Source organism: uncultured Brevundimonas sp. (assembly GCF_947305955.1).
Lineage (GTDB): Bacteria > Pseudomonadota > Alphaproteobacteria > Caulobacterales > Caulobacteraceae > Brevundimonas.
The window spans coordinates 19,694-37,521 of record NZ_CAMZFB010000005.1 but is presented as its reverse complement, the minus strand read 5'-3'; the positions used below and the strand labels follow the sequence as shown (position 1 = coordinate 37,521).

The window sequence follows — 17,828 nt, the reverse complement described above, 5'->3', positions numbered from 1 at the left end:
TGAACTCCGCCGCCCTTCTTTTTTCGGTTTATCCGATCCTTGGATCGGACAGGTCTTAGCCCTTGAGGACTTCGACCAGGGTCTTGCCCAGACGTGCCGGCGACGGCGAGACACGGATGCCAGCGGCTTCCATGGCTGCGATCTTCGACTCTGCATCGCCCTTGCCGCCCGAAACGACTGCACCGGCGTGGCCCATGGTGCGGCCCTTCGGCGCGGTACGACCGGCGATAAAGCCAGCCATCGGCTTCTTGCGGCCCTTCTTGGCTTCGTCGATCAGGAATTGAGCGGCGTCTTCTTCGGCCGAGCCGCCGATTTCGCCGATCATGATGATCGATTGGGTTTCTTCGTCGGCCAGGAACATTTCCAGCACGTCGATGAACTCGGTGCCCTTGACCGGGTCACCACCGATGCCGACAGCCGTGGTTTGGCCCAGGCCTTCGTTGGTGGTTTGGAACACGGCTTCATAGGTCAGGGTGCCCGAACGCGAGACGATGCCCACGTTGCCCTTCTTGAAGATCGAGCCCGGCATGATGCCGATCTTGCACTCGTCCGGGGTCATGATGCCCGGGCAGTTCGGGCCCAGCAGGCGCGAGTTCGAGCGGTCGAGGCGAGCCTTGACGCGGACCATGTCCTGCACCGGAATGCCTTCGGTGATGCAGGTGATGAACGGGATCTCGGCTTCGATGGCTTCGATGATGGCGTCAGCAGCACCTGCCGGCGGGACGTAGATGACCGAGGCGGTCGCGCCGGTGGCGTCCTTGGCTTCGGCAACCGAAGCGTAGATCGGCAGGGTTTCGCCGTGCGAACCGGTCCAGTTGGTGCCGCCCTTGGTCGGGTGCACGCCGGCAACCATTTGGGTGCCGTGGTAGGCCAGAGCCTGTTCGGTGTGGAAGCCGCCGGTCTTGCCGGTCAGGCCCTGCACGATGATCTTGGTGTCTTTATTGACGAGGATGGACATGTGTCTGTTCTCTGAATTCTGGTGTGCAGGGCTTAGGCGACAGCGGCGACGATCTTCTGGGCGGCGTCGTCCAGATCGTCAGCAGCGGTGATGGCCAGACCCGACTCGTTCAGGATCTTCTTGCCCAGTTCGACATTGGTGCCTTCCAGACGGACGACCAGCGGAACCTTCAGACCGACTTCCTGCACAGCGGCGACAACGCCTTCAGCGATGACGTCGCACTTCATAATGCCGCCGAAGATGTTGACGAGGATGCCCTCCACCTTCGGGTCAGCGGTGATGATCTTGAAGGCCGCAGCGACCTTTTCCTTACCGGCGCCGCCACCGACGTCGCAGAAGTTGGCCGGCTCTTTGCCGTACAGCTTGATGATGTCCATGGTCGCCATGGCCAGACCAGCGCCGTTCACCATGCAGCCGATGTTGCCGTCGAGGGCCACGTAAGCGAGGTCCCACTTCGAGGCCTCGATTTCCTTGGCGTCTTCTTCGGTCTCATCGCGCAGGGCGCGGATGTCTTCGTGGCGGTACAGGGCGTTGCCGTCGAACGAGACCTTGGCGTCCAGAACGCGCAGGTGACCGTTTTCCATAACGATCAGCGGGTTGATCTCGAGCAGGTCCATGTCCTTCTCGACGAAGGCCTTGTACAGGATCGGGAACAGCGACTTGGCGTCTTCAGCGGCTTGGCCGGTCAGTTCCAGAGCGGCCGAGATGGCAGCGACGTTCTCGTCGGTGACGCCGGCTTCCGGATTGATCGCGATGGTGTGGATCTTTTCCGGGGTGTCGTGGGCAACGGCTTCAATGTCCATGCCGCCTTCGGTCGAGACGACGAAAGCGACTTGGCCGACCGAGCGGTCAACCAGCAGCGAGCAGTAGAGTTCGCGGGCGATGTCGGCACCGTCTTCGATGTACAAACGGTTCACCTGCTTGCCAGCTTCGCCGGTCTGGGCGGTAACGAGCGTGTTGCCCAGCATTTCCTTGGCGTGGGCCACGGCTTCCTCGATCGAGAAGGCCAGACGGACACCGCCCTTGGCGTCAGCCGGCAGTTCCTTGAACTTGCCCTTACCACGGCCACCGGCGTGGATTTGCGATTTCACGACGTAGAGCGGGCCAGGCAGTTGCTTGGCAGCAGCTTCGGCTTGATCTGCCGAGGTGATTGCGACGCCGTCAGCGACCGGTGCGCCGTAGGCCTTGAGGACCTGTTTGGCCTGATATTCGTGAATGTTCATATTAGATCCGCGCCATTGGAGAGGTTTGGGGAAACTTTGGTCGCGCTTATAGGCACTGCGGGTTCTGCAGTGCAACAGTCAGTCGCATTATGCCTCACAAGAAGAGTTACAATGCAAAAGGGCCGCACGCTGGAAACGTACGGCCCTCAAGAGGTTATAAGGCTCCGCTAGGGAAACTTAATCGGTCCAGTCTTTCGGCAAAGTGCGCGATGCACTGAAGTGCAGCACCGAGGCGAGAAGATAAAAGCCCATTCCCGTATAGATTGCCCAACGCAAACTTTCCTCACCGAAGGCAGGGCGAAGAAGATCGCTCATCCACCCGAAGTAGAAAAATCCGACCGCCAACCCGAGCAGGTTGTTGATGAGCAGGAAGATGGCCGAGGCGGTCGAGCGCATCGGCGCGGGGGCCAGATGCTGGACCGCGGCGGTGATCGGACCCAGCCACGCCAGATTCAGACCCGTGGGGATCAGGAAGATCAGGAAGGCGATGGTCAGGGCGAGCGCGGGGCTGCCGCCACCGGGCAGCATGCCGATGATGGCCGGAGAGTTCATCGCCAGAATGAAACACGGTGCCGAGATGATGAAGGCCACCGCCGGAACCAGCGGATAGGCAGCCTTGGACCGCTTGGCCAGTTTGTCGGCGACCGCGCCACCCATCCAGATGCCCAACAGACCACCGATCAGGGCGATACCGGCATAGTACCAGCTGACCTGTGACAGGGTCAGGTTGAAGCTACGCATAAAGAACAACGGCAGCCAGCCCGCGACGCCATAGCCACAGACCGAAGACGATGCGGCCCCCAGCGACAGCAACCAGAAACTCTTCTTGCTCATGATGACCGAGCCCGTCGCCTTGGCCAGCCAAAGCGAAATGCCGATGACCGACATCAGACCCGCGCCGAAGAAGGGCACCACCGGATTGTCCATGCCCACGCCCATCAGGCTGAGCACACCCAGACCGGCGAAAATACCCGCGATGCCGAAACAGGCCAGCGCGACCTTCTTGCCAAGACCGGTATCGTTCGGTGCAGCGGCGACGGGGGCCGGCTGCGGAGTCGCCACGGCGGCAGCCGCAGCGGCATCGGTACCGCCGCGCTTGGGATCACGGACCGTCAGACGAAGGATGGGCGCGATGATCACACCGATAATGCCCACCACGACAAAGGCCGTGCGCCAGCCGTACTCAGCCGCCAGCAGACCCCCGACGAGGGTGCCACCCGCCGTCCCCAACGGAATACCGAAGGCAAAGGCCGCCATGGCGCGCGCACGCTGGTTCGGGGGGAAATAGTCGGCGATCAGCGAATAGGCCGGAGCCACGCCGCCCGCCTCGCCCACGCCCACACCCATGCGGAACAGGAAGAGCTGGCCAAAAGATCCGGCCACGCCGCACAGGGCGGTAAAGCCCGACCAGACGGTCAGGGCACCGGTCATGATCCAGACGCGGCTGGAGCGGTCGGCCAGCCATGCCAGCGGGATGGCCAGCGTCGAATAGACCGACGCAAAGGCGATGCCGCCCAGCAGGCCGAACTGGCTGTCGCTCATGTTGAACTCGGCCTTCAGCGGGGCCGCGAGGATGCCGATGATCTGGCGATCCACAAAGTTCAGCATGTACACAAAGACGAGAATGGCCAGCACGTAATAGCGGTAAGCTGGCGACGGTGCCTGCGGCTCGCTTCCCGCGACACCGGCAGCTAGGCCTGCAGCCTTTTCATGGCTCATGCCACTTCCCCTTCCGTAAACTCCCAAGGCCCGACGGTAACGGGGCGCGGGCCTTATGCAAAAGAAAAAGGGCGACGGTGTAGACCGCCGCCCCTCTTCATCACTCAGCGGTGATCCGCCACGGCTTAGTATTTGGCCGAGAACTTGATCATCCAGGTGCGCGGCGCACCGAAGTAGGCCGTGCGGATGTTACCGATCGAGGAGAACTCCTGCGCGTCGGTCTTATAGACTTCGTCGGTCAGGTTCTGGCCGTACAGGCCGATCGAATAGCGATCCGAAGCGTCCGACCAGACGACGCGGGCGTCGTACAGCCAGTAGCTGTCCTGATACATGCTCTCCAGCGGGATGGTGGAGTCAGCTAGGGTGTTGTCCACGGCCAGAGCCATGCGCGAGCGGTACTTGGCCGCAGCGCCGACGGTCAGCGACGAGCCATTGCCCAGCGACCACTCGTGCTGGCCACCGAAACGCAGGGTCCACTTCGGCGAGAAGGCCGGATCCTGGAAGGCGCGCGAGCCGTCGAAGTTCAGGAAGCGGGCGTCGTTGAACTCCTTGTAGTCGGCATCGAGGAAGCCGATCTGGGCGTCCAGAGTCAGGCCGGCGGTCGGGCGGGCCACGGCTTCGACTTCAAAGCCGAAGATTTCCAGTGCGCCGGCGTTGATGACCGACAGAACGCCGACCGGCACGCCAGTGATCGGGTCGTTCTCGACACCCGACACGCGGGCCTGGAAGTCTTTGTACTTGGTGAAGAAGGTCGCCAAGTTCAGGCGCAGACGGCGGTCGAAGAAGGTGGTCTTGGCACCGGCTTCGATGGTGTCTGCGGTTTCCGGATCATAGGCGGTTGCCTCGGTGCCCGAGTTGGCGCGGCCGTTGAAGCCGCCCGACTTGAAGCCCTGCGAATAGCGGGCATAGACCATGGCATCCGGCGACAGCTGATAGTCAGCCGAGATCATCAGCGAGGTGTCGTCCCACGTACCCTTGGGCGGAGCGAAACCGTACTGCGACACGAGGAACGGCGAGTCCGAGGCCACATAGGTGAAGCGGTCGTACAGCTTTTCCTCTTCGGTGTAGCGGACACCGGCAGAGATACGCAGGGCGTCGGTCACGTCATAGCTGATGTTACCGAAGATGGCCTTGGACGTGGTTTCAAGATCGTCGTCGATGAAACGGGTGAAGGTGTAGTCACCGTTCCACAGCGGCGGGAAGACCAGACCCTTGGTCAGGTCGTCGTTGTAGCTTTCCTGATGCGAGGAGACCTCTTCTTTCAGGTAGTACAGGCCAGCCACGGCGTTCACGCGGTCGCCGGTGTAGGTCAGCTGGAACTCCTGGCTGAACTGGTTCTGGTCAACGGCCACCAGGGCGTCGGCGATTTCCAGTTCGGTCGCATCGAAGTCGATATAGTCGTCGGTGTTCAGCTCGCGATAGCTGGTGATCGACTTCAGGCTCAGCTTGTCCGACAGGTCCCACGTCATACGCAGGGCCGTGCCCCAGGTTTCCAGACGGGTTTCGTTCGGCAGGCCCGGCGTGGTGCGGGTCTTGAAGTTGAACTCCGGCGTTTGTGCCGGAACCAGATAGGCCGGAACACCCAGCAGGTTGGTCAGGGTGTTCTGGGCCTGACCCACGGTCAGACCAGCGTCATCCTTCGAATAGTCGGCGTTGAAGTCGATGCGGAAGTTCGACGTCGGATCCCATGCCAGGCTACCGCGCACGGCTTGGGAGTGTTTGTCGTTGTATTCAGCGCCCGTCACCGGATCGGTGACATAACCACCACGCTCGGAATGCAGGACCGACAGGCCCAGCGCCAGATTGTCCGACACCGGACCCGACACAGCGCCCTGGACTTCCATCAGGTCGTATTCGCCATAGGCCACCGAGCCACGGGCGCGGAATTCCTGACCCGGACGGCGCGACACCAGCTTCATGGCACCACCGATGGTGTTCTTGCCATACAGGGTGCCTTGCGGACCGCGCAGGATTTCAACGCGCTCGAGGTCGAGCAGGTCGAACTGGGTGCCGCGAATACGCGAATAATAGACGTCGTCGACATAGACGCCGACGGCAGGGTCGAAGGTTTGCAGGCTGTCCGGCTGGCCGACGCCGCGGATATAGATGTTGGTCGAGTTCGACGAGCCGCGGCCCTGAACGAGGTTCAGGTTCGGCACAGCGCCTTGCAGGTCGGTGACCTGTTGCGCGCCGGTACGCTCCAGCGATTCACCCGAGAAGGCCGTCAGCGCCAGCGGCGTCTTTTGGGCGGATTCTTCGGTGCGGCGGGCGGTGACGATAATGTCTTCGACCGAGGTCGCGGCGATGCCGCTACCGTCCTGAGCATAGGCAGCCGTGCCAATTGCGCTCAGGGCAGCGCCTGCCATCAAGGCGCACTTCACCATACGGTTCATTTTGAAAGTCCCCTCTGTTTCCTACCTGCAGACGCTTTTTATTCAGCGTTCAATGATTTTCTTGAGGTGTGACGGCTAATAGGCGGGCTGTCAACGACAACATCGTCCGTGGAACACAGGTCCACCGTGGCTGTGGCGCCGTTGCACAGGGGGACACAAGGTTGCTAGCCTAGCCGCATGACCTCCAGCCGCAGCGCTCCCCCCATGCCCGACGACACATCGCCGAAGCCCACGGCCACGGCTGTTGTCGAGCCCAAGCCCGCCCGTCGCGGCCGCCCGAAGAAGGTCAAGGATGACAGCGGGTCCGACACCCGCGATTCCATCCTGAATGCCGCCGAGGGGCTTTTCTCGCAGCACGGCTTTTATGGTGTGACCATCCGCGAGGTGGCCCGCGAGGCCGGCGTCGATACGGCGCTGGTCCACTATTATTTCGGCTCCAAGAAGGAGCTGTTCGATGCGGTCTTTATCCGGCGCGCCGAGGTGTGGAATGCCGAGCGTGTGGCGGCCATCAACCGCTATCACGAGACCTGCGCCCAGGATGGCGAGGGGATGACACTGGAAGGGCTGTTCGAAGCCTTTCTACGCCCGCCGTTCCAATGGTCCCTGACAGGTGGTCCGGGCTGGAAACACTATGCGGCACTGGTCGCCCAGACCAATGCCAACCCCGCATTTGGCGGCGAGACCATGGCCCGCTATTTCGACCCTGCCATTCGTCGTCTGTTGGAGCTGGTGCGCGAAATCCTGCCAGAGGCCACCGATACCCAGCTCTATTGGGCGTGGCACAATTTGTCGGGTGCCCTGACGCTGACCCTTGGCGAGACGGGCCGTATCGACCGCCTGTCCGGCGGCCTTTGCAAGTCGGGCGATCTGGGTGCCGCCTGCGACCACATGGTCAAATTCGCCGCTGCGGGCTTCCGCGCCGTTTGCCAGAACTGACCCCAGAACTGACACATGTCCCTGTCCGTACTCAAACACCGCCCGAAGCTTCGCGGCGTTCTCATTGGCTGTCTGGCGGGAGGCTTTCTGGCCTTTAGCGGTGCCTTTGGATCGGCTTCGGCCCCACTATGGGAGCGGCTGATCTACTGGGTACCGCTCATTGTCGGGGGCGGTCTGTGGAGCACGCTCTGCTCGCCTCTACTGCGCCGTCTGGTTGATACCGATGACCGCCCATGGCTGGAGGTAGTACTGCTGTCGCTGATGATGTCGGTGCCGATCACACTGACCGTGTGGCTGACGACAGCGCTGCTGTTCTGGAATGAAGGCCCGTCACTTCACCACCTGCCCCACTTCTTCCTGCCTGTCCTGCTCATCACCGTGGTTCTGTCCGCGATCAATGTGCTGGTGGACAAGTCGGCGACGGTGGAAACCCATAAGGTGGCAGGCCAGCCGCCCGCACGCTTCCTCGAGCGCCTGCCGATGAAACTCAAAGGGGCCGCACTGTGGGCCGTGCAGGCCGAGGACCACTATCTGCGCCTGCACACCGATCGGGGCTCGGACCTGATCCTGATGCGGTTGTCGGATGCGCTGGCTGAACTGGACGGACTTGAGGGAGGCCAGACCCACCGCAGCTGGTGGGTGGCGCGCGAGGCCGTATGCGACGTGGCGCGCGGTGACGGGCGTGCGACCCTGACACTTCCGGACGACACCCGCGTCCCCGTCAGCCGCCGCTACGCCCGCACCCTGCGCGAAGCCGGATGGTGGTGATTAGACCCAGTTGCCGTGGAAGGCCGCGGGCAGCGCCACATCCGCACGCCATGTGCAGACCGGACCATCCTCGACACGGGCCAAATCCAGCAGGTGAAGCTCGCTGACACCGGCCTTCAGATTGACGCTGGGACCGATCAGCCAGGCGTCCTCTTCTGCCGTTGCGCCGGTTTTGGGCACATAGACCATCTCGTCAACGATATGGTCGGCCCCGAAGCTGAAGCTGCGGGTCCGGCCCGAAGCCCAATCCGTCACACCGATGGCCGAGGCCAAGGGCGTACCGTCGCGCGATCCCGTGGTGTGGATGCAGAAACGGCGCGCCAAGCCGGCACGGCGCGGGTCACTGCGCGGGAACTCGGCGATAACGCCCGTGCTTTCCAACCGCCCGCGCCCGTCCGTGCCCAACACCACCAGACCCAGATGGGCGGGTTGATGATCCAGCGGCACGCCGTTCAGAATATCGCTGGCTCCGCGTGCGGCAAACGCCATGTCGGGATGGGCGGCCACATCGAAACGGATGGTACCGTCGGCCTCTTCCCACGCATCGCCCACATGGAAGAAGCCCATCGGCGGAAGATCGAAAATCCGGCGCTGGCTCAGGTCATCCTTGTCGATGACCAGAACCTTGGACCCAAGCTCCGGCTTCCACTCATAGGCGGCCGAAAGCGGCATGATGTTCCGCGTATGCACCCACGGCTGCAGCAGGATCACCAGATGCCGCGCCGTCGCCGAGAAGTCGTGCACATAGCTGGCCATCGGCAGCTCGATCATCTCCGCGGCCCGCAGACTGCCCTCCGGTGACAGATGCCAGACAATGGCGTTCCGACCATTCAGACCCAGATTCCAGATGGTGCCATCCGGCTCGATCCGGGGGTGGGCCAGAAACGGCATGGCCTTCAGATCGGGCCGGAAGGTCATATAGTCCTGCGTCTCCAGCGTCACGGGATCGAGTACGACCGGAGAACCTGCCTCCCACAGGGCCCAGAGCTTGTCACCGACCTTGTGCACCGAAGTGTTGGCCGGATTGACGTCATCGGATGAGCCAATCCGCGCACGCGGATCAGGCAGGGTGCCAAAGCCGGGCATCAACATGGCACCGGCTTCTTCTTCCTGACGGCGTTTGCGCGTGTCGGCGAAACGGGCCGTCAGTTGCACCTGACCGTCTTCGATGTGCCAGCGCCGGACCATGCCGTCGCCATCGAACCAGTGCTGGGCCGAGCCCCCGGGGCGGCGGAACTGTGCGGGACCATTTCGGTAAAGCGTGCCCTTCAGTCCGGCAGGCACACGGCCATGCACCAGTTCCAGCATGCGCGGCGCGACATCGCCCGCCACATCCGCTGTTGCCAGCTCCCAGTTGTGAGCCTGATCCAGAGCGGCCCGCGCAAAGCTGCGGTCCGGCGTCAAGACCGAAGCCGCCGCCATCGCTGCCGATGCGCCAAGGAATGAGCGTCGCGAGAAATCCATCGTCCTTATCCTTCTCAACGCAGAGTCAGCTGGTGGTCGGTTTGGCCCGACACCGCAAACTGGGCGCGGTCCCATTTGGCTGGTCCCATATTGCCAACCGCATTATTGGAAAAGGCATAGGGTTCGACCGGCAGGCCGAAGGGGTTGGTGTCCATCCGGCCATTACCGTTCACATCGTGAAAGGCCTTGATGCCATAGTCACCCGACGTCAGCCCTTCGAACACGACCTCGGACTGGCCATGGGCGACATCGATATTGGCCACGCGCACGGGGTTGCCGTGCTCATAGGCATCCTCGCTGTCATAGACCGCGACCTGTACCGTGCCGGACGGCGTGCCGACATCCACCTTCAAGGTCAGACGTGCTTCTTCAGCATGGGCGTTTGCAGCGGCAGTCAGGGCAAGTGCCAGGCTCAGGATGGTGAAAACAGATTTCATAGCGGGGCCTCTTCGGTTCGGGCGGCGACGTGTTGATGTCCCCTTCCTGCTCGGCCCCGCCGATGCCCGCCATCGCTGTTGCGCCCTTGCCCTTGCGGGTTTCGCCAGTGAACACCCCTGCTCGTTCACGAAGCGCGAGTGAACGCGCCCGAAAACCTGTCGCAACCGCAGAGCCTTGCCGATCACGGGCTGGGGCCGTAAGTCCTGCTGTCATGACCCAGCGCACCGCTCCCCTGATCTGCCCGTCCATCCTCGCCAGTGACTTCTCCAAACTGGGCGAGGAAATCCGCTCGCTGGAAGCTGCGGGGGCGGACTGGATCCACGTCGATGTCATGGACGGCCATTTCGTGCCGAACATCACCATCGGCCCGGATGTGGTAAAGGCGCTGCGCCCGCACACGACGCTGCCGTTCGACGTGCACCTGATGGTGGCACCCGTCGATAACTGGCTGGAAGCCTATCGCGCGGCGGGCGCGGACATCATGAGCGTGCACCCCGAAAGCGGCCCGCACGTCCACCGCACCCTGGGCCAGATCCGCCAGCTGGGGGCCAAGGCCGGACTGGTCTTCAACCCCGCCACGCCGCTGAGCGTACTGGAAGAGTGCGTGGAGATGGTCGATCTGGTGCTGATCATGTCGGTCAATCCGGGCTTTGGCGGTCAGAAATTCATCGACAGCTCACTGCGCAAGATCGAGCGCGCCCGCGCCATTCTGGATGCGGCGGGCTCACACGCCCACCTGCAGGTCGATGGCGGTGTGGTCGCGGCCAATGCCGGTGCCTGCGTTGCCGCCGGTGCCGATGCCCTTGTCGCGGGTTCGTTTGTATTCAAGGGTGGGCCTGACGCCTACGCCACCAACATTCAGGCACTGAAAACGGCATGAAGCCTATCGGCCCCTTCGCCCCGCGCGATAGCGAGACCCCCCTCTCCGAAGGCCACATCCCCGGTCTGAAGGGTGCGCCCGTCCGCACGCCCCTGCCCACACACGGTAGCCAGCGCACCTCTCCGGCCCTGATGGGGGCCATCGCCAAGGCGCTGCTGTCGCGTCAGCTGTGGGTCGAACTCTATGGCCTGCCGGGTTACGGCCTGACGCTGGGCGGTGCCAATGGCCAGACCTTTGCCATCACGCCCAAGGATTTCCGCCCCGTTCCCAAAGAAACGGCGCGCCCGCTGCTGGGCGGCAAGCTGACGCTTCTGGGGCTGACGCTCGAGTCCGACGACCCGCGCCAGATGTGGGAACAGCCCACGCCGACCCGCGCCTTTGCCGTTGAACTGCACAGCTTCAACTGGCTCCCGATCATGCTCGAACAGGGCGAGCGCGGCACCCGCGACGCTCTGGCCATGGTCATGGGCTGGCTGAACACGTTTTCACAGTGGTCGCCCTTTTCGTGGTCGCCCGAAGTCCTGTCCCGCCGCGTCTATAATCTGGCCTGTGCCGCCAAGCGGCTGGCCGCGGCAGCAGACGCACCCGACGCCCAGAAGCTGGCCGATACCCTGGCCCGCCAGACCCGCCAGCTGCTGCGCCCACCTTTCGGGGCGCGAGGAAGGGCCGAGCGTCTGGTCGCTGCCGCGATCGCGGGCTGCACCCTCACCGGCCCTATCGGTGAAAAGCTCAGGAACAAGGCGCTCAAAAAGCTGCCTCAGGCTCTGGACCAGTCCATCCGCGAGGACGGAGCCCATGCCTCGCGCGCACCGGAACTGGGTATGGAACTGCTGCTCGACCTGCTGACGCTGGACGATGCGCTGGCGCAGATTTCCGTGCCCACGCCGCCCGCCGTGGCCGAGGCCATTTCGCGCCTGACCATCGCGCTTCGCAGTCAGGTCCTGCCCGACAAGCGTCTGGCCATCTTCCAAGGCGGCGGCCCCTCGACCCGCGAGCGGGTTCAGGCGGCGCGCGCCCATGATGACGAGCCTGCGCCCCCGCCCGCCAGCGTGGTCGGCGGCATTGTGCGTGTGTCATCGCCCCAACTGACACTGATGCTGGACGTCGAAGGTCCGGCGGCGGGCCCGTGGGCCACCACTGCCTGCGGTCAACCGGCTGCTATCGAGGTCGTGGGCGGCAAGGATCGCCTGTTCACCTCGGCAGGCTGGACGCCGCGCTCGTCGGATCGCCACGCCCTTCGCCTCTCGGCTGGGGCCTCGACCCTGACGCTGGGCGAACGCCCGATCGGCGAGCCGCTGTCCGGCTGGAAGGCCGAGCTTCTGGGCCCGCGGCTGATCTCCGAGCCGATGACCATCACGCGCGACCATCAGCAGACGGACACCGCCATCTGGCTGGAAGTCGAGCATGACGGGTGGATGCCGCTGTATGGGCTCAAGCACATGCGCCGCATCTATATCGACCAGACCTGCGACGAAATCCGCGCCGAGGAATGCCTGCGCCCCGGCGAAGGGGATCAGGAAGTCGGACGGATCGCGGCCCCCTATGCCCTGCGCTTCCAGCTGGACCCCGAGGTTCAGGCAAGCCTCGCCCGCGACCGCCGCTCCATCCTGTTGCGCGGCCCTTCGGGCAAGGGCTGGTGGTTCCGTAGCGACGGTCCCGATATCGCCATCGAAACCGCCGTCCATATCGATGACGGCCTGACCCGCCGCTCGCTGCAAATCGTGGTGCGTGGCTCGGCCCGTACCGATGCGGAAACCAAGATCCGCTGGAAACTGGCCCCCGCCGCCGAGGAGTGATCGGGCGTCGGGCCATCCGTCTCCGGATGAATTTTCCATGACAGCCGCCGAGACTGAAAAGGCCGCAATGCCCGCCACACAAGGGTTTGCGGCCTTTCTTCTGCGCGGCTTGCATCGACAGGCATGGCCCCCGCCGCCTTCCTGGCCGCCCAAGGGGTGACGGCATCACATACCGGTGCTAGAGGCCGCGCCATCTCCTCTGCTCCTAGCTGTTACGGACGTCGCCATGCCCGCCGCTCCCGATTTTCCACCCGCCCCTAACGCGGTCGCCCCTGCGCGCGCCCTGATCTCCCTGTCCGACAAGACCGGACTGGAAGAGGTGGCCCGCACCCTGCACGATCTCGGCGTCGAACTGGTTTCGACCGGCGGCACCAAGGCCGCCATCGCGAGCTTTGGCCTGCCGGTGAAGGATGTGGCGGACCTGACCGGTTTCCCGGAAATGATGGACGGCCGCGTCAAGACCCTGCACCCGATCGTGCACGGTGGCCTGCTGGGCGTGCGCAACGCCCCGACCCACGCCGTAGCCATGGCCGAGCACAACATCGGTGCCATCGATATCGTCTGGATCGACCTCTATCCGTTTGAGAAGACCGTTGAATCCGGCGGTGGATTTGAAGCCGCCATCGAGAACATCGACATCGGCGGTCCGGCCATGATCCGTTCGGGCTCCAAGAACCACGGCCACGTCGCGGTCGCTGTCGATGCCGAGAGCATCAACATGATCGTCGAGGCCCTCAAAGCCGACGGCTCGACCTCGCTGGACCTGCGCAAGAAGCTCGCCGCCCGCGCCTTTGCCCGCACCGCCGCCTATGACGCCGCTGTGTCATCGTGGTTCGCAGGTCAGCTGGAAGACGCCGCCCCTGCGCGCAAGTCGATCGCCGGCGAACTGGCCCAGACCCTGCGTTACGGTGAAAACCCGCACCAGACCGGCAGCTTCTACCGCACCGGCGAGAAGCGCCCGGGCGTGGCCTATGCCGAGCAAATCCAGGGCAAGGAACTGGGCTACAACAACATCGCCGACGCCGATGCCGCCTATGAGCTGGTGGCCGAGTTCAAGGAACCCGCCTGCGTCATCGTCAAGCACGCCAACCCGTGCGGCGTGGCCGTCGGCAAGGACCTTGCCGAAGCCTATGCCCGCGCTCTGGAGTGCGATGCCGTCTCGGCCTTCGGTGGCGTGATCGCCGTCAACCGTCCGCTGACCGAAGAGGCCGCCAAGGCCATCACCGAAATCTTCACCGAAGTGGTCATCGCCCCGGGTGCCGACGATGCGGCCAAGGCCGTGTTTGCCGCCAAGAAGAACCTGCGCCTGCTGATCACGGACGGCCTGCCGGACCCGCACGCCGAAGGCAACGTCTTCCGCTCGGTTGCCGGTGGCTTCCTCGTGCAGTCGCGCGACCAGTCGAACCTCAAGCCTTCGGACCTGAAGGTCGTGACCAAGCGTCAGCCGACCGAGAAGGAAATCGAGGACATGCTGTTCGCCTTCACCGTCGCCAAGCACGTAAAGTCCAACGCCATCGTCTATGCCAAGGACGGCCAGACCGCCGGCATCGGCGCAGGCCAGATGAACCGCCGCGACAGCGCCCGCATCGCCGCCATCCGCGCCAAGGAAGCCGGTGAGGCCAAGGGCCTCAACGTTTCGCTGGCCGAAGGTTCGGCCTGTGCTTCGGAAGCCTTCTTCCCGTTCGCCGACGGCCTCTTGGAAGCCATCGCCGCGGGCGCGACCTGCGTCATCCAGCCGGGTGGCTCCATCCGCGACGACGAAGTCATCAAGGCTGCCGACGAAAAGGGCATCGCCATGGTCTTCACAGGCACGCGTGTCTTCCGACACTAATTTTTAGTGGGCCGCGGTCAAAAGGCTCCGCCTTTTCGACCCGCGCGGCCTGTTGATGGGTGGCGGTGCAAACCGTTGCTCAAGCAGCGAGCCCCCGCGGGGCGAGCGTTAGCAACAAAACTAAAAAGGCGCTGTGAGGGATCACAGCGCCTTTCCTTTTGCCTTGCTTAGGCTCCGGAAATCTTGTCCGTGGCTTCGCGGATGATGGCGACGAGCCGCTCCATCTCTTCCGTTTCCAGCGGTTCGGTGCCCAGCCTTTGACGAAGGGCGTGTTTGAAACCGTCCACCGCCTCGCGGATTTCGGGCGGTCGGCCGCCGTGGCCCTTCATGGCCTCCATCCGTGCATCGATACGGCCCAGCACCTCGGCGTTTTCTTCCAGCAGGCGCTGGCCCTCTTCGGTGATGGCGTAAAGCTTCTTGCCGCCTTCGATGGAGATGCTGACCGCACCCATATCTTCCAGCAGCGACAGGCTGGGATAGATCACACCCGGGCTCGGCGCATAGACGCCTGCCATACGGGTCTCGATCGCCTTGATCAGTTCATAGCCGTGCGACGGCTTTTGCGCGATCAGCGACAGCAGGAGCCAGCGCATGGCACCGTGTTCGAACAGGCGACCGCCGCCCCCCGGTCCGCGGCGCATACGGCCATCGTCCGGTCCATGGGGTTTGCCGCGCATGCTCCGGTCGCCATGGCCGCGAGGGCCGTGCCCGTGATGGCCGCGACCTTCGCAGCCCATTGCGTCTTCATTCTTCCAACCGCGATGTTGGTGTCTCATTCTTTTCATTTCCATTTCGATATATCTCATCGTGCATATAGATATATCGAAACTAACATTGCGCAAGTCCCTTTTTATCGGGGTGCGTTCCGCCTATGTGATCCTCATGGATACGCTTGCCAGCCGTTGGGCCGCCCTTGAACCGCATGTGATCGTTGTCGGACCTGACGACGATCTGCCGCGTCCGGCTGTGCTTCTGTTCCATGGCTGTGGTGGTTTGCGCAGCCACCTGCCGCGCTATGCCGAGGTGGCAAAAGCGGCGGGCTGGCGCGCCTTTATCGTCGACAGCTATGGCCCGCGCGGGTGGACGCGGCTTCGCACCCTGCTCACGGTCTGCACCAATGTGATGTTCAATGGTCTGGACCGTGCGGGCGACCTTTTGGCCGCGTGGCATGGCGTAGCGGCACGGCCCGATGTCGATGCCTGCAAGATCGTTCTTGGCGGCTGGTCCCACGGCGGCTGGTCGATCATGGAGCTGATGGCCAGCGAGCTTGAGGATGGCACCCTTGGGCTGAAGGATGCGGGTCAGCACCGCTTGCCCGCCCCCGCCGGTGTCTGGCTGGCCTATGCCTATGTCGGCTTTCTGGCCCGCAACCGGATGAAGCCGTGGCGGATGAAGACGGATGTCTATGCGGTGACCTGTAGCCGCGACCACCTGACCACCGTGCGCAATGCGGAAAGGGTCAACGACGCCATCCGCGCCAATGGCAGTACGGTCGAAAGCTGGATCGGCGAAGGCACCCATGCCTTTGACGAGCCGACCAGCAACGGCCCGATGAAGCACAATCCCGAAAGCACTTTGGAAATGCTGGCGCGTTTCGAGGGCTTCCTGAACCGGATCGCCTAGAGCGGCACCAGCGTCCGCATCTTCATCGGCGCGCGCACGCTGAAACCCAGCCCTTCATAAAGGGCGATGGCGCGATCGTTGTGGTCATAGGAATGCAGGAAGACCGTCTCGCCCCGCGCGACGATGGCCTCGATCACCTGCCGCATCACAGCCGCCGCCAGACCCCGCCCTTGGGCATCGGGATGGACACAGACGCCGGACACCTCGGTAAAGCCGTCGGGCTTCATCCGCTCGCCCGCCATGGCCAGCAGGCGGCCCTCTTCCTTCACGCCGTAGAAGTCGCCGAGACGGTGGGTGTTGGCAAAGAAGGGGCCAGGCTCGGTCAGTATGGCCAAGGCCAACATCTGTTCCGCATCGGCATCGCCCAGCTTTTCAATGCGGATATCGCGCACCTTGCCGGACTTCAGCGCCGTCAGCGTCATCTGCAAAAGCACGGCTTCCTTCTCCAGACGGAAGCCTTCCGGCAGGGGCTGGGCCAGTGCCTCGACCGACACCAGCTTGCCTTCCGGCACCGGCAGGCGGCGCACGTCATCGGTACGGGCCGGATCATCGACCGCCACGAACACGCCATAGCCCGCAGCCATGCGCAGCGCCCCGCCCTCGCGCACAGCCAGATGCGACTGGCGCGAAGACGTCAGGGCGCTGTGCACCACACGATCAAGAGGATGACCGTTCATTCCGGAATGTGCCCCGGGGATCAGCCCTGCCAGAAGCCGACGATCTTCTTGACCTCGGCCACCACCGGAGCGGCGACTTCGCGGGCTTGGGCAGCGCCTTTGGCCAGAACGCGGTCGATCTCGGCCGTCTCGTTCAGCAGACGGCGCATTTCCGACGTCACCGGCGACAGCGAGGTCACAGCCAGTTCCGACAGCTTGGGCTTAAAGGCACCAAAGCCCTGACCGCCGAACTCGGCCAGAACAGCCTCGCGGCTGGTGCCCGACAGCGCGGCGTAGATGGCCACAAGGTTCTTGGCCTCGGGGCGACCGTCCAGACCTTCGACCTCGGACGGAAGCACGTCCATGTCCGACTTGGCCTTCTTGATCTTGTTGGCGATGGTGTCGGCGTCGTCGGTCAGGTTGATGCGCGACAGGTCCGACGGGTCGGACTTGGACATCTTGGCCGAGCCGTCACGCAGGGACATGACGCGCGTGGCCGGACCCTGGATCATCGGCTCCGGCTGCGGGAAGAAGTTCGGCACGCCGAAGTCGTTGTTGAACTTCTGGGCGATGTCGCGGGTCAGCTCGAGGTGCTGCTTCTGGTCCTCGCCGACCGGAACCTCGGTCGCCTTGTACAGGAGGATGTCGGCGGCCTGCAGCACCGGATAGGTGTAGAGGCCGACCGAGGAGCGTTCCTTGTGCTTGCCCGACTTTTCCTTGAACTGGGTCATGCGGTCCAGCCAGCCGAGGCGGGCGACGCAGTTGAAAATCCAGGCCAGTTCGGCGTGCTCGGGCACAGCCGATTGCGGGAAGATGACCGACTTGTCCGGATCGAGGCCCGCCGCCAGATAGGCCGCGGCGATCTCGCGCGTCTGGGCGGTCAGCTTGTCCGGATCCTGCCACACGGTGATGGCGTGCATGTCGGCCACGAACAGGTAGCAGGGCGCACCGGCGTCCTGCATCTCGACGAAACGCTTCAGCGCGCCGAGGTAGTTACCGAGGTGCAGCGCACCGGAAGCCTGAATGCCGGACAGGACGCGGCGCGGGCCAGTGTAAGGGGCCGGAGTTTGGTCAGTCATAGGGAAAGCTCTGGACGAAAGGCGATCGGAAAGGCGTGGGCGCTGCCCATCAGGCAGCAACAGG

The 17,828-nt window shown here is 63.7% G+C and carries 15 protein-coding genes; 6 read left to right on the top strand and 9 right to left on the bottom strand.

Features of this window, described 5'->3' with window-relative positions:
* Positions 1 to 55 precede the first annotated feature (55 nt).
* The 4 genes from sucD to Q0Y42_RS02495 all read right to left on the bottom strand — a co-directional run bounded on the left by sucD (position 56) and on the right by Q0Y42_RS02495 (position 6,293).
* Entirely contained in the window at positions 56 to 958 is a 903-nt protein-coding gene (sucD, locus tag Q0Y42_RS02510) for a succinate--CoA ligase subunit alpha (protein WP_292050511.1), read from the bottom strand.
* Between the two features lie 32 nt (positions 959 to 990).
* On the bottom strand, positions 991 to 2,181 hold the full coding sequence (gene sucC / locus Q0Y42_RS02505; protein ID WP_297799810.1) for an ADP-forming succinate--CoA ligase subunit beta: 1,191 nt from the start codon (positions 2,179 to 2,181) through the stop codon (positions 991 to 993).
* Between the two features lie 177 nt (positions 2,182 to 2,358).
* Positions 2,359 to 3,900 carry an MFS transporter gene (locus Q0Y42_RS02500; protein ID WP_297799809.1) on the bottom strand — a complete coding sequence of 514 codons (1,542 nt, stop codon included), beginning with the start codon at positions 3,898 to 3,900 and terminating at the stop codon, positions 2,359 to 2,361.
* 125 nt (positions 3,901 to 4,025) lie between these two features.
* Complete coding sequence (locus Q0Y42_RS02495; RefSeq protein ID WP_297799807.1) at positions 4,026 to 6,293, bottom strand: TonB-dependent receptor; 2,268 nt, start codon at positions 6,291 to 6,293, stop codon at positions 4,026 to 4,028.
* A 204-nt stretch (positions 6,294 to 6,497) separates the two neighbouring features.
* On the opposite strand from Q0Y42_RS02495, the gene Q0Y42_RS02490 reads away from it, so the two are divergent.
* Both Q0Y42_RS02490 and Q0Y42_RS02485 read left to right on the top strand, forming a co-directional pair.
* Positions 6,498 to 7,229, top strand: coding sequence for a TetR/AcrR family transcriptional regulator (locus Q0Y42_RS02490; RefSeq protein ID WP_297799804.1), 732 nt, complete (start codon positions 6,498 to 6,500; stop codon positions 7,227 to 7,229).
* A gap of 15 nt (positions 7,230 to 7,244) precedes the next feature.
* Positions 7,245 to 7,997, top strand: a complete 753-nt coding sequence (locus Q0Y42_RS02485) for a LytTR family DNA-binding domain-containing protein (protein ID WP_297799802.1) — start codon at positions 7,245 to 7,247, stop codon at positions 7,995 to 7,997.
* On the opposite strand, the gene Q0Y42_RS02480 is transcribed toward Q0Y42_RS02485, so the two are convergent.
* Positions 7,998 to 9,461, bottom strand: coding sequence for a carotenoid oxygenase family protein (locus Q0Y42_RS02480; protein WP_297799800.1), 1,464 nt, complete (start codon positions 9,459 to 9,461; stop codon positions 7,998 to 8,000).
* Between the two features lie 14 nt (positions 9,462 to 9,475).
* Entirely contained in the window at positions 9,476 to 9,898 is a 423-nt protein-coding gene (locus Q0Y42_RS02475) for a DUF2141 domain-containing protein (protein ID WP_297799798.1), read from the bottom strand.
* Between the two features lie 212 nt (positions 9,899 to 10,110).
* Here Q0Y42_RS02475 and rpe point away from each other — a divergent pair, with 212 nt between their 5' ends.
* The 3 genes from rpe to purH all read left to right on the top strand — a co-directional run bounded on the left by rpe (position 10,111) and on the right by purH (position 14,406).
* A complete protein-coding gene (rpe, locus tag Q0Y42_RS02470; protein WP_297799796.1) occupies positions 10,111 to 10,779 on the top strand; it encodes a ribulose-phosphate 3-epimerase in 669 nt (222 codons plus the stop codon).
* On the top strand, positions 10,776 to 12,575 hold the full coding sequence (locus Q0Y42_RS02465) for a heparinase II/III family protein (protein WP_297799794.1): 1,800 nt from the start codon (positions 10,776 to 10,778) through the stop codon (positions 12,573 to 12,575). Before rpe ends, Q0Y42_RS02465 begins: the two co-directional genes overlap by 4 nt.
* A 226-nt stretch (positions 12,576 to 12,801) precedes the next feature.
* Positions 12,802 to 14,406, top strand: coding sequence for a bifunctional phosphoribosylaminoimidazolecarboxamide formyltransferase/IMP cyclohydrolase (gene purH, locus Q0Y42_RS02460; protein WP_297799792.1), 1,605 nt, complete (start codon positions 12,802 to 12,804; stop codon positions 14,404 to 14,406).
* A gap of 167 nt (positions 14,407 to 14,573) precedes the next feature.
* Here purH and Q0Y42_RS02455 read toward each other — a convergent pair whose 3' ends face one another.
* Positions 14,574 to 15,083 carry a PadR family transcriptional regulator gene (locus Q0Y42_RS02455; RefSeq protein WP_297799790.1) on the bottom strand — a complete coding sequence of 170 codons (510 nt, stop codon included), beginning with the start codon at positions 15,081 to 15,083 and terminating at the stop codon, positions 14,574 to 14,576.
* A 157-nt stretch (positions 15,084 to 15,240) separates the two neighbouring features.
* On the opposite strand from Q0Y42_RS02455, the gene Q0Y42_RS02450 reads away from it, so the two are divergent.
* Positions 15,241 to 16,029 (top strand): dienelactone hydrolase family protein, encoded by a 789-nt coding sequence (locus Q0Y42_RS02450; RefSeq protein WP_297799788.1) that lies wholly within the window; start codon positions 15,241 to 15,243, stop codon positions 16,027 to 16,029.
* Here Q0Y42_RS02450 and Q0Y42_RS02445 read toward each other — a convergent pair.
* Both Q0Y42_RS02445 and trpS read right to left on the bottom strand, forming a co-directional pair.
* The gene (locus Q0Y42_RS02445) at positions 16,026 to 16,706 is read right to left on the bottom strand and encodes a GNAT family N-acetyltransferase (RefSeq protein ID WP_297799786.1); all 681 of its coding nucleotides are present in this window, start codon (positions 16,704 to 16,706) and stop codon (positions 16,026 to 16,028) included. The genes Q0Y42_RS02450 and Q0Y42_RS02445 overlap by 4 nt on opposite strands.
* 20 nt (positions 16,707 to 16,726) lie before the next feature.
* Positions 16,727 to 17,764, bottom strand: coding sequence for a tryptophan--tRNA ligase (trpS, locus tag Q0Y42_RS02440; RefSeq protein WP_297799785.1), 1,038 nt, complete (start codon positions 17,762 to 17,764; stop codon positions 16,727 to 16,729).
* Positions 17,765 to 17,828: the final 64 nt, after the last annotated feature.

Bases quoted from the DNA above. Each gene is read 5' to 3' on its own strand.
- sucD (WP_292050511.1), bottom strand. From the start codon at position 958: ATGTCCATCCTCGTCAATAAAGACACCAAGATCATCGTGCAGGGCCTG.
- Q0Y42_RS02445 (WP_297799786.1), bottom strand. From the start codon at position 16,706: ATGAACGGTCATCCTCTTGATCGTGTGGTGCACAGCGCCCTGACGTCT.
- Q0Y42_RS02495 (WP_297799807.1), bottom strand. From the start codon at position 6,293: ATGAACCGTATGGTGAAGTGCGCCTTGATGGCAGGCGCTGCCCTGAGC.
- Q0Y42_RS02465 (WP_297799794.1), top strand. From the start codon at position 10,776: ATGAAGCCTATCGGCCCCTTCGCCCCGCGCGATAGCGAGACCCCCCTC.
- rpe (WP_297799796.1), top strand. From the start codon at position 10,111: ATGACCCAGCGCACCGCTCCCCTGATCTGCCCGTCCATCCTCGCCAGT.
- Q0Y42_RS02490 (WP_297799804.1), top strand. From the start codon at position 6,498: ATGCCCGACGACACATCGCCGAAGCCCACGGCCACGGCTGTTGTCGAG.
- Q0Y42_RS02455 (WP_297799790.1), bottom strand. From the start codon at position 15,083: ATGCGCGGCAAACCCCATGGACCGGACGATGGCCGTATGCGCCGCGGA.
- trpS (WP_297799785.1), bottom strand. From the start codon at position 17,764: ATGACTGACCAAACTCCGGCCCCTTACACTGGCCCGCGCCGCGTCCTG.
- Q0Y42_RS02500 (WP_297799809.1), bottom strand. From the start codon at position 3,900: ATGAGCCATGAAAAGGCTGCAGGCCTAGCTGCCGGTGTCGCGGGAAGC.
- purH (WP_297799792.1), top strand. From the start codon at position 12,802: ATGCCCGCCGCTCCCGATTTTCCACCCGCCCCTAACGCGGTCGCCCCT.
- sucC (WP_297799810.1), bottom strand. From the start codon at position 2,181: ATGAACATTCACGAATATCAGGCCAAACAGGTCCTCAAGGCCTACGGC.
- Q0Y42_RS02485 (WP_297799802.1), top strand. From the start codon at position 7,245: ATGTCCCTGTCCGTACTCAAACACCGCCCGAAGCTTCGCGGCGTTCTC.
- Q0Y42_RS02480 (WP_297799800.1), bottom strand. From the start codon at position 9,461: ATGGATTTCTCGCGACGCTCATTCCTTGGCGCATCGGCAGCGATGGCG.
- Q0Y42_RS02475 (WP_297799798.1), bottom strand. From the start codon at position 9,898: ATGAAATCTGTTTTCACCATCCTGAGCCTGGCACTTGCCCTGACTGCC.